We start from the raw sequence: 15,175 nt of genomic DNA on the forward strand, positions 1-15,175 counted from the left end.
TTGTGGTTATTTTTATTTAACTTCATTTTCAAGTAACAACACATCTTGTTACCGATACAGGATATTAAACAAAAAAAACCACTGTTGCCAACATTTGTTTACTTTATTTTAAATAAAAAAGAAAAAAACGAGCAAAAACACAGGTACAAACCCTTTAAATTAGTACCTTTACTGCTTATATTTAATATAATGAGTTAAAAGTAGTTAACAACATGTTGGATTTTAACTTTTTTATTCTATAAATAAACTTCGCTGTTTTGAGTTAAGTTCACTCATATTTTGACCAAAATTCGAAAAAATCATTTGTGCGATTGGTTTGAGTTGTTTTTCTACATAAATTGCATAGTCATATTTTTGACTTGTCTGGGTTTGCTGCATGTTTGCATAGAGCTCTGCACCAATATGGGTGTACACATATTCAACAATTTGGCCTTTATTAATGACAAACTCAGGGTGAGTTGCTTGGTATTTTTTGACAGCTTGGACTTGAGGAGGGATGTTTTTTTGATAATCAGCCAAGTGTTGGCCGAGTTTTTTTCTGTATACGAGTTTGTCGTCAAATTCCCCAGCATACAAACGCGTAATGTAACTTTCAATAATCGGTGTTAACATTTCAACAGTAAAACTGTCGCTGAATAAAGTTTCAAACAGTTTGGTTTGAAATTCATGCGCTAATTCTGTCCAGTCACTTCGCACGGTTTCCATGCCTTTGAAAATTAGCTCTTTTTTATCTTCGCATTGTACCTGGCCAACATAACGTTTTTTTGAGCCGGTGGTTTTGCCACGGATAGTCGGCATAAAGAATGGGCTATAAAGTGTTTCGAATTCTATTTCTAAATAACTTTGTGTCGCAAAGCGCTGTTTTATTGTTTGCTGCCATTTTTCATTAATAGTATTCGCTAATTGCTTGCCAATTTCTTTGCAGTTATCTGAATCAAGTTCATCTGGTAGGCTCACAAATGTTGAATCGGTGTCACCATAAATAACAGTATAACCAAGCTCTTCGATCCACAGTCTGCTAGTTTGCATTATTTCATGACCACGCAAAGTAATAGAGCTTGATAAGCGTGGATCGTAAAAACGACACCCCTTTGAACCTAACACCCCATATAAACTGTTCATGATGATTTTTATAGCTTGCGATAGCATGGGCTGAGCAGTGTTTTTTGCATGTTGCCTTGATGAGGCTAACTTTTTTATTAAATTAGGAAGGTGATGCTCAGTGCGAGAAAAAAAAGCGTCTTTAAAACCTGCAATCGCGTTATCAGGCTCCTCTAAGCCGCGAATTAACCCAAGCGGATCAATACAAAACGTTTGCATAATCGATGGATACAAGCTTTTAAAATCCAACACGATAACATTTTTATAAAGCCCAGGAATTGACTCCATCACAAAACCACCAGGGCTTTCAAACGATAAGCCATGATCGCCTAGATTCGGTGCAACATAACCGCTTCGATGCAATAACGGTAAATATAAGTTAGTAAAAGCAGCCACTGAGCCACCCATTCGTTCTAACTCTAATCCTGTTAACTGCGTGCGAACAATAGCAAATTCAATGAGTTTTAACTTTGCAAAGATACGATTAACTAACACACAATCTTGACGATTATACGCCGCTAGCGAGAGCTTATCTTCATTATATTGACGAATAATTTCACTCAAGCGGTTATCGCTTTGGATTAACTTTTTCTCGCCTAGTATTTTATGGCTCACATTAGCCAGTGAGAAACTATCAAAATGATAAGTAGCATTTTTTAGCGTATCTATGCCATCGATAACACAGCGCCCAGGCAGAGTTAAACGGGTAAAATGTCCTTCTCTGATCTGTAATTGACCATTACCTCGACCCAATAATAATTTAACGCCAAGGGCATCCGCGCGTCGATTAAGTACATTAAAATCAAATTCAATGACGTTCCAACCAATAATAATGTCAGGATCTGCTTGTTGTACCAGCTGTTGTAATTGAGTCAGCAAATCAATTTCATCATGGCACCAATGAATAGTCTGTTCACTCTGTTGTGGCTCGCCAACCATAATAACGCAATCAATCCCCTCACCTACTAAACCAACTGAAAACAACACGCCTTCACCACTGCACTCAATATCCAATGACAGCGTTTTAAAACGTGGTTTATACGAATCAGCTGCTTTTAGCTGGGCATTGTCGATTTGGATAAAGCCAGCTTGTTGAGTAACGTCGCCTGTCACCCACACCCCACCTCGAATAAAACGCTCCATTAAAAAGCGATCGCTGTGGCGTACATCACCTTCATATACTGTGATCTGGTTTTCTAGGGGTTGGTTTTCTAAAAGCTGCCTTGCTTGATATAACGCTTGTGAGCTTGAAAAATAGCAAGCGATGCATTGTTCGCCACTAAAGTGTTTAATCGCAACGTCTTTAAATTCGACATTGATATTGTGCTTTGATAACAACTGAGCAGCTAAAGCACGTTGTTTTATTAAAATAAAAAATACCGCTTGTTGATTTGGCACTAACACTTTTATTGGACCGTGATCAGAGCTTAGCCAATAGCACAGTGTGATCCCGCTATGGCGGCTATACTTATCAGCAGAATATTGTTGCCTAGAAAGTATAAAGCCTTGATAGATTGCTTGTGTCAATGTTCGATCCCAATTAATATACAGCACTGTGATTATATACATACTTTAGGTTATTAACCCATGCTTTCTGATGCATTAAAAACAACGATAAGAAAAATTCACAAGCATGTGGCCGATAACCTCAGTGATTATCGCCCTCGCAGTAGCCAAAATTATTTAGTAGCCGAAATTGCAAAAACACTGGCGGGCGAGTACCACAAAAAACAGCGGATCTGCGTTATTGAAGCTGGTACTGGTACGGGTAAATCGCTGGCTTATTGTTTAGGTGCATTACCGCTGGCGCTTGCACAAAAAAAGAAGTTAATTATTTCTACTGCAACGGTAGCCCTTCAAGAGCAATTAATAAGTAAAGAACTCCCCTTTTTTAAAAAATATTCAGGCCTTGATTTCAAGTTTGATTTAGTCAAAGGCCGCCAGCGCTACCTATGTGCTCACAAACTACATAACGCGGTCAACGGTGATAATCAAACGCAAATGGACTTTATGCCCACCCTTACTTCGCCACTGAGTGCGATGGAAACTAAATGTTTGCAGCAACTCTATGATGCTTACACCAATAAAAAGTGGCAAGGCGATCGAGACAGCTGGGCAGATACTATCCCTGATCGCGTTTGGGGATTAATTGCTTGCGATAAACATGCTTGTCAAAGACAAATGAAAGCACATCAAACCTGCCCTTTTCAACTTGCTCGTCAACGCTTGATGCAAATGGATGTATTAGTGATTAACCATTCATTATTATTAGCTGATCTTGATTTAGGTGGCGGGAAAATTCTGCCCGAGCCAGATAATAGTATTTACGTTATTGATGAAGCTCATCATCTTGCTCATATTACGCGTGACTTTTCATCTGCCGCAGCGACGATTAAAGGCACCATTGATTGGCTTGATAAACTCACTAAATTTAGTGGCAAAATGGCCAAAGTATTAGTAGGTCAAAAAGCCATTGGGCAAAATTTTAAGCTCTGTGACAGTATTAATGATGCCAATAAAGACTTAAAAGTTGTTCGCGATATTTTGGATAATGCCGATTTTAACTATTCAAAAGACGATACATACCGATTTGAACATGGTGAAATACCTGAATCGTTACACGCTAAAGCCAAAGATATCAGCGAGGCGACCCTCGATGCTCTGCGCTGCTTAAATAAAATGCACGATACCTTAGTACAAGATGTCAGTGATGGTGATATCAAACCCTATGTTGCCGATCCTATTTTAGGCGAAAGCGGTCATTACATTAATCGTTTAGAGCAACTAAACAAACTTTGGTATAGCTACGCCACCAAGGGTGAAGGCACACCACATGCACGTTGGATAAAGCGTTTAGAATACAAAAACCATCACGACCATCTACTCAGCGATTGCCCTATTGAAGTTGGCTACTATTTAAAAGATAAACTGTGGCGACAATGTGCCGGTGCGGTTTTATGCTCAGCGACCCTGACTGCACTTGGATCATTCGATCATTTTGCTTACGAAAGCGGTCTTACTAAAGAAGAAGGTGTAAAATACTTAAAAGTACCTTCTCCGTTTGATTATCCTAATCAAGCCACTTTGCACATACCAACATCACACATCGAGCCGACCGATAAAGAATTTAGTGATCATCTGGCCAAAGTATTGCCGGATCACTTAAATACGCAACATGCTAATTTAGTGTTGTTTGCGTCTTACTGGCAAATGGATCATGTAGTAAAAGCTTTGCGCGCTAAAAACCTCGACATTTTAGTACAAGGTGAAATGTCGCGTGAAGCACTGTTAAAGCAACATACAAAGAATATAGATGCGGGTAAAGGCAGTATTTTATTTGGCACACAAAGCTTATCCGAAGGACTCGACTTACCGGGTAAATATCTTGAGAACTTAGTGATCACTAAAATTCCATTCGCGGTACCCACCTCCCCAATTGAAGAGGCACAAGCAGAATTTGTACAAAGTAAAGGGGGTAATCCGTTTTTATCTATCACGGTGCCTGATGCGGCTAAGAAATTAGTGCAAAGCTGTGGTAGACTGCTGCGTAAAGAGAACGATCAAGGGCGCATTACAATCCTAGATCGCCGTTTAGTGACCAAGCGATATGGCAAAGCCATGCTTGACACATTACCACCCTTTAAAAGACAAATAGATTATTAATGTTTGAACTTGCACTAGACCCAACAACCTGGGCACTTCTTTGCGCAGTGGCACTTGCCGCAGGCTTTATAGACGCAATAGCCGGTGGTGGTGGCATGTTAACCGTGCCAGCACTTTTAACAGCAGGATTGCCGCCCCATTTAACACTTGGCACTAACAAATTAGCCGCTAGCTTTGGCTCACTCACCGCAAGTGTTACTTACTTCCGTAAGCAATTATTTAATCCTCAATTTTGGGCAGCGTCAATTATAGCAACCGCCATTGGTGCTTTACTTGGTACCCTTATTGTTGACTACCTGAGTATTGAATTTTTAAACAAACTACTGCCTATTGTTATCATTATGGTAGCCTGCTACAGCTTATTTGGCAGTTTAAGTACGGTAGAACATGATCAATTACCACCATTGAACAAAACAACTAAAATAAAACAATGGCTACAAGGCTTAAGCTTAGGCTTTTTTGATGGCTTGGCAGGCCCTGGGACCGGGACTTTTTGGACTGCATCAAATAGTTTACTCTACAAAATGAGTTTACTGCTAAACTGTGGTTTAGCCCGTTCAATGAATTTTGTGTCAAATTTTATATCACTGATCACTTTTGTAGCGCTTGGTCATGTTAACTTTTTACTCGGCATCACAATGGGCTTCTTTTTGATGTTTGGAGCCTGGCTTGGAGCTCATTCAGCAATTCGGTTTGGCAGTAAGTTTATTCGTCCTGTTTTTAATACTGTGGTGATAATTTTAGCGTTAAAACTAATTTACGAGGCTTATTTATAAAATGCGAACAGCTTCTTTTGATAAGCTTTGCCAACAAGTTGCAACCTTAAAGCAGCATGCTGAGCAATTTGATAAAGCCAAGTTATTTGCTAAAAACCGCTATATGCAGGCACAACCCAGTTTATTTGACCGAGGTGTGTTTACTACTAAAAGCATGAAATTAGTTGATTATGTGTTAGAAATTGAAGATGAAGTTAATAGCCTTCCACCACTGGAGCGTCGCCATGCTCATAATTATGCTTTAGAGCGTATAGGTAATCAGGTGCAAGCCGTATTTAACGTCATTAAATCAACCCCTATTTGGGAAAAAGAAAACAAAAGCACTTACAAACCCCGTAGTAAAACCTATAATAAATCGGCACCTTACCAACAAGCTGTAAAACAAATTATGCAACCCGCCCATGAGCTATATGACGAACTCAAACAAAATCATGAGTTCGAGCGTCGCTTAGTGCTAATGGTTGAAGAATGTAAGCTAAGAATGCAAAATGTGGGTCCTGTAAAAGCAAAAGCCATTAATTTAGAGATCCTTGCTCTTCATGGCCGCCTTGGTCGCTGCCGTAAGGCAATATCTGCCACCGAAGAAAAAATTCAAATAGTTGAAAAACAACAATTACGCTAGCTATGACTGTTTTTTATCATCCACTATACTCTGCGCTTGAACTGCCTGAACGCCATCGTTTTCCAATCGCTAAATATAAATTGCTAAAACAAGAAATTGCAGAGCTTGATTTTACTGACTTTATTAGCCCAAATAAAGCGACTAATGAACAGCTCCAGCTTTGCCATAGCCATGAGTATGTTGAACGCTTTATTAGCGGGCAGTTAACTGACAAAGAAATAAAGAAAATGGGTTTCCCATGGTCAAATCAACTGGTAGAGCGCACTTTATTTTCTGTTGGTGCAAGTATTCAAGCCTCTGAATACGCTTTAAAAACGCAGCTGGCGGTAAATCTCAGCGGCGGATATCATCATGCTTATAATGCTTACGGCAGTGGTTTTTGTATTTTCAACGACCTCGCGGTTGCCGCCGCTCATCTCATTAACACTGAGCAAGCATCAAAGGTGCTGATTTTTGATTGTGATGTACACCAAGGTGATGGCACAGCAGAAATTTGTGGCTCTCTTGATGGAGTGATTAGCTGTTCGATTCATTGTCAGCAAAACTTTCCACGTTTAAAGCAGCATTCTGATTATGATTTCTCACTCAACACTGGCTGCAGCGATAATGAATATTTAAAAACAGTCGCTAATGCCTTGGATTTTTGTATCCGTCTTCATCAGCCTGATATTATTTTATATAACGCCGGAGCTGATATTTGTAGCCAAGACGAATTAGGCTATTTTGATGTTAGTTTAGAGGGTGTATATCAACGCGATTCGCTGGTTTTAGCAACCTGCAAACAGCACTCAATTCCTTTAATGTGCGCGCTCGGTGGCGGTTATCAGCGAGATACACAAAAGTTAGTTGAGGTTCATAAGCTGCTTTTTCAAGCGATTGTCGATTTATACCCGCACTTGGTATAAACTAAAAACAGCTTAATACTACCAAGGTAGATAACACAGTGCGATTACATGACGACATACACAATTACTATGAAAAAATTATGATTGAAGAAATCATTAAACGACAACTTGAAAAGCACTATAATGAAGACGTAATGGCTGATTTTTGCTGTACTGTATTAAACCAACTACCTGCCCGATACATTCGTTATGATGTGGATATGGAGTTTTACTTACCACAGGTCGAACGGATCCATATGGAGGAACGAGTAAATATTGCCATTGATGTAGCAATCAGCCAAATAGCGAAAAAAAAGGGCGGACATGAGTAAAGAGTTAACCCAAGCACCTACACACGTAAAATTAGCCGTAGACTTAATAATGCTGCTTGAACAACATGAAGTTGCCGCTGATGATGTGCTCAAAGCACTTGAAATAATCAAAAGCGATTATGAAAAAAAGCGCCTCAATACTAACATACAGCCAGCATAATTTTCTGGCTGTAGTACATTTGCATAATCGTATTATTCGTCTTTAAAAATTGCCACGTAGGTCGCTTGCGTATTCGATTTACTGGCCCGATACATACCACTAGTATTAAACGGTAAACTGATATTACCTTTACCATCAACGATGATCACTCCTCCAGTACCACCAATGGGCTTTAGCACACTATTAATCACTTCATCACCCGCTTGTGTAATAGTCTTACTTTGATATTTAACTCGTGCGCAAATATCAGCCGCGACGTTATAACGAATGAAATACTCGCCGTGGCCAGTGGCAGATACCGCACATGACGCATTTTCAGCAAATGTACCTGCACCAATTACAGGGGCATCACCAATGCGACCAAAACGCTTTGCAGTCATCCCACCCGTTGAAGTACCTGCCGCCAAGTTACCATTTTTATCAAGTGCAACAGCACCCACAGTGCCCATTTTATAATTGACGGGTAACGCCTGATGCGCAGCTTGATAATCTTTACTGGTAGCTTTGGCTTTATCTAGTTTTTCTTTTGCTTTTAATAACGCTTTATAACGGTTATCCGTATCAAATAAGTTATTTTCGACCAATGGAACGCCCTGCTCTTTGGCAAACTCTTCAGCACCTTGACCACTGAGCATCACATGAACCGATTCTTCCATCACCAAGCGCGCTAAATTAATCGGGTTTTCAATATGTTTAACACCCGCAACAGCGCCCGCTTGACGATCACGACCATCCATAATTGACGCATCTAATTCATGGCCGCCGTCATAGGTATATACCGCACCTCGACCGGCATTAAAGTATGGCGAGTTTTCTAATACATTGATTGCAGCGGTTACTGCATCTAGGCTTTCGCCACCTTGCTCAAGTACTTTATAGCCAGTTTCTACCGCCTCTTTGAGTTTAGAGCGATAAGCTTTTTCTTGCTCTGGAGTAAAACGGCTTTTTTCAATCGTGCCCGCCCCACCGTGAATAGCTATAGCCAAAGGTGTACTAGCGCTTATGGCTAATGGGCTAAACGTTATACAGCACGCACTAACTAAAGCGCTAAAAAGTGACTTGTTCATACAGGTAGCTTGTGTTGGAAATAAGTATAACCAATGTGAATAAATTGGCGCTAAATTACAACCCTAACCAGATAAAAGACATAAAAAAAGCGCCCAAAGGCGCTTTTTAATATTTCGTTTAAATTACGCTTGTTGCGCTTTCAAACGAGCTAAACGTGCTACTTGATGCGTAGACGTTAAGAAAGAGAAAATAGGCGCTAAATAACCACGCTTACGAAGCTCTAAAAAGTCTTCGTCGCTTAACTCATTAAGCTTTTTCTCATCAATAAGGTAAATACCATTGATGTCTTTTTTCTCGCCTTTAATATCAACTGTTAGTGTTTGCGCTACTAAAAGCTCTTTATCAGCAAGATATTTTGTGAATGCTTCAGTTACATGAGAAAACTCAATAAATGATACAAGTGCTTCTTTACGACGTTTTAAGTAATCTGTCTCTTCACCGTTTTCAAATAATGCATTTCCTTCAGTTTCACCCACTAATGGGCTTGCTTCGTCAATCACAATACCGTATTGATCTTCTTGTGGGTGTTTAACTAGACCCAGTGGGTAGCGTGTTGTTGCCATAGGAGCAAACGCTGCAGTCCACTTACCGTCTTTTACAAAAAGGTTTTCGCCAGGCTCTAAACCAAACATAGCTACAGCTTGAAATTGACCAGTCTCGTTATTTTTTACGAAAGACATTGGAAACTCATTTGCTACACGCGCGAACTCATGTGCAACGACAGGCACTAAGTGTTGAGTTTTTAAAAATTCTACATTGATGCCGTTTTGAATTTTAGTGTTGGCATGCTTTTCATTGTGTAAAGGCTGTACTTGTTGCTCCGCCATGTTACTGCTCCGTTATTAATAAGTTTATATTTTTGCTGTTAGTACCCTAAGGCTAAAGGTTTTGCTACAAAAATGGAAGTGAAAATTTTGTGTCAATTTGCATGTTACCAAGTAAAATAAGCCTCTCAAACAGTTGCATACAGATAAAAAGTTTATCGTTGTTTTATAGCTTCCTAAAAAGTATATGGCTGATAATAACCATTTTTAAAAAAACTATGAATTAATTAGTTGACGTTGAGTACTATTAGCTAAATTCCTTAATACTGCTCTCTGTATAGCTTTTTCTTAAATCAATTATATTTTATTCATAAAAAATAAAATTACTGTTAATTTTAATTTTTCGTTATATTAAGTATTTGCAGATAAATCTATAACACGTTGAAATTGACCAAGTGAAACAAGGTGTGAATATATCGCCTCTAGCATCCCTTGTTTTTGCAAAGATAATAAAGACTCATCATCTAGAGATTTTAATAAATCCCTATCAACAGAATAAAGGCCTGAAATTTGCTTTTTTTGACCATCACCTAAATCAAATTTAAAAGAACATTCAGTGAGTAGCCCAAGTTCTACCAGTCGACTAGTGAACTGTGTTGATAACTCCTCTTGTCGAGCAAGTTCTTTTAGTTCAACTTGCTTATAAATCAAATAGTCAGAAGGTTCTCCTACATTGTCAAATAGTGCTTCACCATTCTTTTCTGTATTTAATGCAGCGGTTTCAACAGCAAGAAAAACTTGACCTTCTGGGGTTTTAGCTAGCGTGAATGGGTGTTTTTTAACATGTTGAGGCACGTACATTGCATTGAAATGACCATCGTTGTAAAAAACATTTCGACCCGATTCAAGCCCTAAAATAGCAACCATTTTAAATGGGTTCTCATCGCTTGATTTCATAAAGCATACAGGAAAATTGAGTGCTACTTTTGCAATTTCAATAGGGGTGATAGGAACAACATGCTGATCCTTTATATGTGAAAAATTAGCATCAACTTTTACATACTGCCCTTTGTGTTTTTCCACGTTAAAAACTTCAAATTTATCTGACATTAAACACCTATTAATATATTATTATTTACTTAAAAATAGCACGTATAAGAGGTAATTTAAAGTATGCAAATAGATAGATTAAGTATTAATAACATAAAAAATATACAAGAATTTTTGTGCAATTTAAATGAGCCAATTATAATAACAGATTTATTTTCTAATTGGCCAAGTGTTACACTTGCAAAACAATCACCTTTAGCACTTCTTAGAAGCCTTGTTACTCAAGCATCTACTGAACTAGTGGATACTTTAATTATTGACAAGAAGTATAAAGGCCTAATTGGTTATACTGATAATAAATTTAAAAACTACACTTTCGAAAAACACAATGCACCACTTATTTCTGTACTTAAAAAATTAATAATTAATTTTAATAATCAAGGTTCAGATACTATTGCAGTGCAAAGTGCACTAATAAATGAATGTTTACCTGATTTTTGTATTAAGAACTCTGCACCTAAATTTTTAGCTAACGTTCCTCCTCGTATCTGGCTAGGCAATGCTGCTACGGTTCCTGGACATTATGACACTGAACATAATATAGCCCTAAACCTCTGTGGTAAAAGAACTTTTTATTTGTTACCCGCAAATGAAATAAAAAATCTTTACGTAGCACCCATTGATAGAACTGTGGCTGGCCCTGCAATCAGCTTAGTGGATTTTGAAAACCCTGATTTTGAAAAGTATCCAAAGTTTAAAGCCACAAAGGAGAAAGTGTTAACTGCAAGTTTAGAGATCGGTGAAGCTCTCTATATACCTCCACTTTGGTGGCATAATGTAAAAGCCATTGATCCTGTTAATATACTAGTAAATTATTGGTGGGATCCGACATCTACAAAATCGGATTTAGGATTAGAGGCAACAGATAGTTTATTACATAGTATATTAACACTTCGTAATTTGCCTGAATCACAGAGACTTGCTTGGCAAGCTATTTTTTCTCATTATGTATTTGAGAAAACAGATGAATTTAAAAATAAAAGTAATGAATATCACGGTATTCTTTCAAACTCTCATGAAAGTCTAAAGTCAGTTGCAAGTGCATTAAAAGAAAGAATGAAATAGTAAAAATAAAAATGCCGCTATACAGCGGCATTTTTTTACACTCTGTTCAATTAGAATCGGAAGTTTGCACCTAGTACGAATCTACGACCATTTTGGTAGATAGATAGTACACGATCTTCACTAGTGTTGAACTCAACAACTTTTTCATCAGTTAAGTTTATAGCTTCTAATACAACCGAAATATTTTCAGTTACATTATAAGTAGTACTAAAATCTAACTGACCGTAGTCATCATTCCACAATTCTGTACCTGATGAATGAAGTCCTTTGTACCATTTAGTACGATAGTTATACATTGCACGAACAGAAAACATATCATTTTCATAAAATGCAGAAGCGTTTAACATATTTTCTGATGCGCCCATAACTAAACCTGAACCAGGATTTGCTACATCACGTTCGCCATCATTATTTGCATCTGTGTATGTATAGTTAGCAGACACACCAAAACCATTACCTAAATCATACTGAAGTGATGCTTCTAAACCTGTTGTAGTACCACCTTCACCATTTGCAGGACGAGAAACTGTTGCTGTAACCCAGCTAGAAGTTTGCTGATCATAAAAATCTTGTGAAGATGTAGCTGTAGTTTGATAACTTTCAATATCTTTATAGAATAACGTTACAGCGAATAATGACGCATCATCAAAATAGAACTCCCAAGCGGCATCAAACTGATTTGCTATTTGTGGAGCTAGATTAGGATTACCGGCTTGTGCTGTAGGGTTGGTTTCACCTAAATCACCAGGCGCTGTAATTGGTGATATATCAAAGAAGTTAGGACGAGCCATTGTTCTAGCAGCAGAAAGGCGGACAATTTGGTCTTCGGCTAAGTCATATGACAAGTTAAAGTTAGGTAAAATCTCTGTATAGCTGCGAGATTCAGTAACCCATTCTAGTGTCGCAGGTGCTAAATTTGCATTTTCACCTGGATTTTTAACTGTTAATAGACTAAAAGAGTCTGAAGAGTATAAGTAACCTGAAGAGTCTTGATCTGTTCTCGCTACACGAATACCGATATTACCGCGGTAATCATCGCCAGAAAAATCACCTTGTACATAATAAGATGTTTTCTTTTCAACTACCTCAAAGATCTCGCCTAAATTTTTATGTACAGCATAAGATGCATTTGGACCTAAGCCAAGTTCTATCATTTGAGCGCTGTTATGGGTTAATTGTTGAGTGATATCACCGTTAACAACATCGGCACCAACGCTATCAGTACCTACCGCAAGATCACATTTAGCTAAGGTATCACATTGCGAAGACAAAATCTGGGCCATGTAATTAGGGCTTGTACCATCAGTTGCAACACCCCAATGCCAGCTATATGCATTTCTGTCTTGTGTACGTTTTTGATCGCGATATTTCACACCAAATTTAACAGCTGTGAATGCACCTAACTCTACAGGAACATCAAAGTCTACTTGTCCATATGACTCATCATCAGTTGTTGGTTTATTTCCACCCCAAATCCAACCACCATTAAATTTAGAAGGATCAGTACCATCAACCCCAGCATTTACTGTAGGTGTAGAGCCTGTTAGATCGAAGTTATAGTCACCTTGTCCACCATATTCCCATGATGTTTCATTTAAAGTACCACCTTCAGCTGCAGTAGTACCTAACTCAACATTCATAGAGAAAGAATCAGTTGCAAAGTCAACATCTAGGTGAATTGAGTTTGTATCTGTTTTTGAAATACGGTTGATGTGGTTCCAGCGAACATCGGTACCACCAGTGCCTTTTACTGCATTACTGCCTACGTATGTTAAGTCAGCCCCTGCGCCAGGATTCATAAGTAAGAAATTAGAGTTAGTGTTATTAACATCCATTTTCGAATCTAAGATGTTTAATGTTGCGCTAAAATCATCAGAAGGTGCAAACTGAATTGAACTGAAGAAAGTTGTTCTTTCACGATCTTGACGGAAAACAGGAACGCCCATAGTACGTGGAGTATAAGTACCGTCTGCTGAATTTGCATCCCAACCTAGTACTTCAAAACCTTCACGACGAACTGTACGGTCAGATTTTGAACCTGAGATCAAAATACCAAACTTTTCGTCTTCGTTTTTCCAAGAATAAAAGCCTTCAACTAATGGATCATGTTCTTCTGATGATTCTGAGTACTGGCTCTGTAACGTGATATGAGTAGTGCCAGAATCTAAATCGAGTGGTTTACGAGTTCTTAAAATAACAGTACCACCAATTGAACCTTCATCTAAGCGGGCTTCTGGTGATTTGTATACTTCAAGGCTACTTACAAGTGAAGAAGGTAGCATAGTGAAGTTGAAACTACGAGATGGGTTATCAAGTATAAACCAATCTGCTGTACCTACGTTTTGACCATTTAATAAAGTACGGTTTTTAGTCGGATCTGAACCACGAACAGTAATTTTTTCACCTTCACCAAACTCACGGCTAACACCAACACCTGTAATACGTGAAAGTGATTCAGCAACGTTTTTATCTGGGAATTTACCAATATCTTCTGCAGTAATGGAGTCGACAACAGCATTTGCAAAACGCTTATTGTTAATATCAGCTTTAGCTGAAGCGCGAATACCACGTACCTCAATGACTTCTACGTCTTCTTGAACTTTTACTTCATCAGCTGCGAATGCAGCACCAGTGAATCCGGCACTCATTACAAGACCGATATTTACTGCTAATAAGCTTTTTTTAAAATTTTTAGCTAACACAGGATTCCCCTTGAATCATTTTGTTGGTTTTATTTATCACTTCTGCCCAGTGATGATGACAGCGTTGTCATCTAGTAACAAACCATACACTCTAAATTACATTTGTGCTACATCTTTTTAGCCGTTTTGTGCAAAAAAATAGCTATAAAAATACTAACCAATTGAATATTAATAGATTAAAAAAATAGAGTTTATAAATTGTTACAGTTTTACGGCGGGAATATAGCATGGTTAAGTTCAAAAAGAGAAAACCAAATGCACTGTTTTAGGTAATTTTATGATTTTAGATAAGTCTTAGTGTAAAAAAAACGTTCCACTTCAACTATACAGAAATGACATTTCGCTTATTTGCTGATAAAGATATAACTTTAGCTGGATGAACAAAAACACATCTTTTCACATTAATATTGCAGAAAAATTAGGGCAAATAATTTATCAAGGGGAATTTATTAATAGTTATCAATATCAATGACAGCGTTGTCATTTTGTATTTTAAAGAGTTACGCTATTAATGTCTACCTTTATTTTCCCCCATAGCCTACCCTTTTCATTGAAAATTTTAGAGAGCTATAGGAACCGTGAAAATTACTCATATAATTGTTCTATATGGATAATTTTTAATGTAGTTAGTGAAGTTTTTTAAACCACTAAGATGCTCATGTTTTTAATAAAGTAGGCATAAGTAGCCACATTTCAACAAACAACTAGTTAACTCACACTATTTGTGAGGCTTGTTATTTAGTGAAGATAAGTCACTTACAGATAGATCACATTACGCTCCAAACTTAATAATTGCCGGGCGTTATATAATAACAATCGACTTAAATATTTAACCATTCTAGCGAAGCTATAAATGGTCAGTAACTTAACACGATTGTATAACTGTTGTTTTCGATAAAAATAAATAAGCGAAAATAATAAAGATCTT

12 protein-coding genes are annotated in these 15,175 nt (G+C 37.8%); 7 read left to right on the top strand and 5 right to left on the bottom strand.

Going from position 1 to position 15,175, the window contains the following annotated elements:
- Window positions 1-231: 231 nt before the first annotated feature.
- Window positions 232-2,628, bottom strand: coding sequence for a DNA polymerase II (locus tag PVK79_RS16200; RefSeq protein ID WP_274803912.1), 2,397 nt, complete (start codon window positions 2,626-2,628; stop codon window positions 232-234).
- A gap of 60 nt (window positions 2,629-2,688) precedes the next feature.
- Between PVK79_RS16200 and dinG the strand changes: the two genes are divergently transcribed.
- Genes dinG through PVK79_RS16230 form a run of 6 tightly spaced genes read left to right on the top strand, consistent with a single transcriptional unit; the run spans window position 2,689 to window position 7,538 of the window.
- Window positions 2,689-4,764 (top strand): ATP-dependent DNA helicase DinG, encoded by a 2,076-nt coding sequence (gene dinG, locus PVK79_RS16205; RefSeq protein WP_257326185.1) that lies wholly within the window; start codon window positions 2,689-2,691, stop codon window positions 4,762-4,764.
- Complete coding sequence (locus PVK79_RS16210) at window positions 4,764-5,540, top strand: sulfite exporter TauE/SafE family protein (RefSeq protein ID WP_257326186.1); 777 nt, start codon at window positions 4,764-4,766, stop codon at window positions 5,538-5,540. The genes dinG and PVK79_RS16210 overlap by 1 nt, the downstream gene beginning before the upstream one ends.
- A gap of 1 nt (window position 5,541) precedes the next feature.
- Window positions 5,542-6,162, top strand: a complete 621-nt coding sequence (locus tag PVK79_RS16215) for a primosomal replication protein (protein ID WP_182718407.1) — start codon at window positions 5,542-5,544, stop codon at window positions 6,160-6,162.
- A 2-nt stretch (window positions 6,163-6,164) separates the two neighbouring features.
- Window positions 6,165-7,067, top strand: coding sequence for a histone deacetylase family protein (locus PVK79_RS16220; RefSeq protein ID WP_257326187.1), 903 nt, complete (start codon window positions 6,165-6,167; stop codon window positions 7,065-7,067).
- 38 nt (window positions 7,068-7,105) lie between these two features.
- Window positions 7,106-7,378 carry a late competence development ComFB family protein gene (locus PVK79_RS16225; protein ID WP_145240967.1) on the top strand — a complete coding sequence of 91 codons (273 nt, stop codon included), beginning with the start codon at window positions 7,106-7,108 and terminating at the stop codon, window positions 7,376-7,378.
- Window positions 7,371-7,538 (top strand): DUF2496 domain-containing protein, encoded by a 168-nt coding sequence (locus PVK79_RS16230; RefSeq protein WP_145240969.1) that lies wholly within the window; start codon window positions 7,371-7,373, stop codon window positions 7,536-7,538. Before PVK79_RS16225 ends, PVK79_RS16230 begins: the two co-directional genes overlap by 8 nt.
- Before the next feature lie 32 nt (window positions 7,539-7,570).
- Here the strand turns inward: PVK79_RS16230 and PVK79_RS16235 are convergent, their stop codons facing one another.
- The 3 genes from PVK79_RS16235 to PVK79_RS16245 all read right to left on the bottom strand — a co-directional run bounded on the left by PVK79_RS16235 (window position 7,571) and on the right by PVK79_RS16245 (window position 10,480).
- Window positions 7,571-8,605, bottom strand: a complete 1,035-nt coding sequence (locus tag PVK79_RS16235; protein ID WP_145240971.1) for an isoaspartyl peptidase/L-asparaginase family protein — start codon at window positions 8,603-8,605, stop codon at window positions 7,571-7,573.
- Window positions 8,606-8,728: 123 nt separating this feature from the next.
- Window positions 8,729-9,433 carry a SapC family protein gene (locus tag PVK79_RS16240; protein ID WP_145240973.1) on the bottom strand — a complete coding sequence of 235 codons (705 nt, stop codon included), beginning with the start codon at window positions 9,431-9,433 and terminating at the stop codon, window positions 8,729-8,731.
- 348 nt (window positions 9,434-9,781) lie between these two features.
- A complete protein-coding gene (locus PVK79_RS16245) occupies window positions 9,782-10,480 on the bottom strand; it encodes a SapC family protein (protein WP_182732320.1) in 699 nt (232 codons plus the stop codon).
- Between the two features lie 63 nt (window positions 10,481-10,543).
- On the opposite strand from PVK79_RS16245, the gene PVK79_RS16250 reads away from it, so the two are divergent.
- The gene (locus PVK79_RS16250; RefSeq protein ID WP_145240977.1) at window positions 10,544-11,545 is read left to right on the top strand and encodes a cupin-like domain-containing protein; all 1,002 of its coding nucleotides are present in this window, start codon (window positions 10,544-10,546) and stop codon (window positions 11,543-11,545) included.
- A 50-nt stretch (window positions 11,546-11,595) separates the two neighbouring features.
- Here PVK79_RS16250 and PVK79_RS16255 read toward each other — a convergent pair whose 3' ends face one another.
- Window positions 11,596-14,247 (bottom strand): TonB-dependent receptor, encoded by a 2,652-nt coding sequence (locus PVK79_RS16255; RefSeq protein WP_145240979.1) that lies wholly within the window; start codon window positions 14,245-14,247, stop codon window positions 11,596-11,598.
- Between the last annotated feature and the right edge of the window lie 928 nt (window positions 14,248-15,175).

Source organism: Pseudoalteromonas rhizosphaerae, assembly GCF_028885455.1.
In the GTDB taxonomy this organism is placed as follows: Bacteria; Pseudomonadota; Gammaproteobacteria; order Enterobacterales; family Alteromonadaceae; genus Pseudoalteromonas; species Pseudoalteromonas rhizosphaerae.

Bases quoted from the DNA above. Each gene is read 5' to 3' on its own strand.
- PVK79_RS16240 (WP_145240973.1), bottom strand. From the start codon at position 9,433: ATGGCGGAGCAACAAGTACAGCCTTTACACAATGAAAAGCATGCCAAC.
- PVK79_RS16215 (WP_182718407.1), top strand. From the start codon at position 5,542: ATGCGAACAGCTTCTTTTGATAAGCTTTGCCAACAAGTTGCAACCTTA.
- PVK79_RS16235 (WP_145240971.1), bottom strand. From the start codon at position 8,605: ATGAACAAGTCACTTTTTAGCGCTTTAGTTAGTGCGTGCTGTATAACG.
- dinG (WP_257326185.1), top strand. From the start codon at position 2,689: ATGCTTTCTGATGCATTAAAAACAACGATAAGAAAAATTCACAAGCAT.
- PVK79_RS16230 (WP_145240969.1), top strand. From the start codon at position 7,371: ATGAGTAAAGAGTTAACCCAAGCACCTACACACGTAAAATTAGCCGTA.
- PVK79_RS16250 (WP_145240977.1), top strand. From the start codon at position 10,544: ATGCAAATAGATAGATTAAGTATTAATAACATAAAAAATATACAAGAA.
- PVK79_RS16210 (WP_257326186.1), top strand. From the start codon at position 4,764: ATGTTTGAACTTGCACTAGACCCAACAACCTGGGCACTTCTTTGCGCA.
- PVK79_RS16220 (WP_257326187.1), top strand. From the start codon at position 6,165: ATGACTGTTTTTTATCATCCACTATACTCTGCGCTTGAACTGCCTGAA.
- PVK79_RS16245 (WP_182732320.1), bottom strand. From the start codon at position 10,480: ATGTCAGATAAATTTGAAGTTTTTAACGTGGAAAAACACAAAGGGCAG.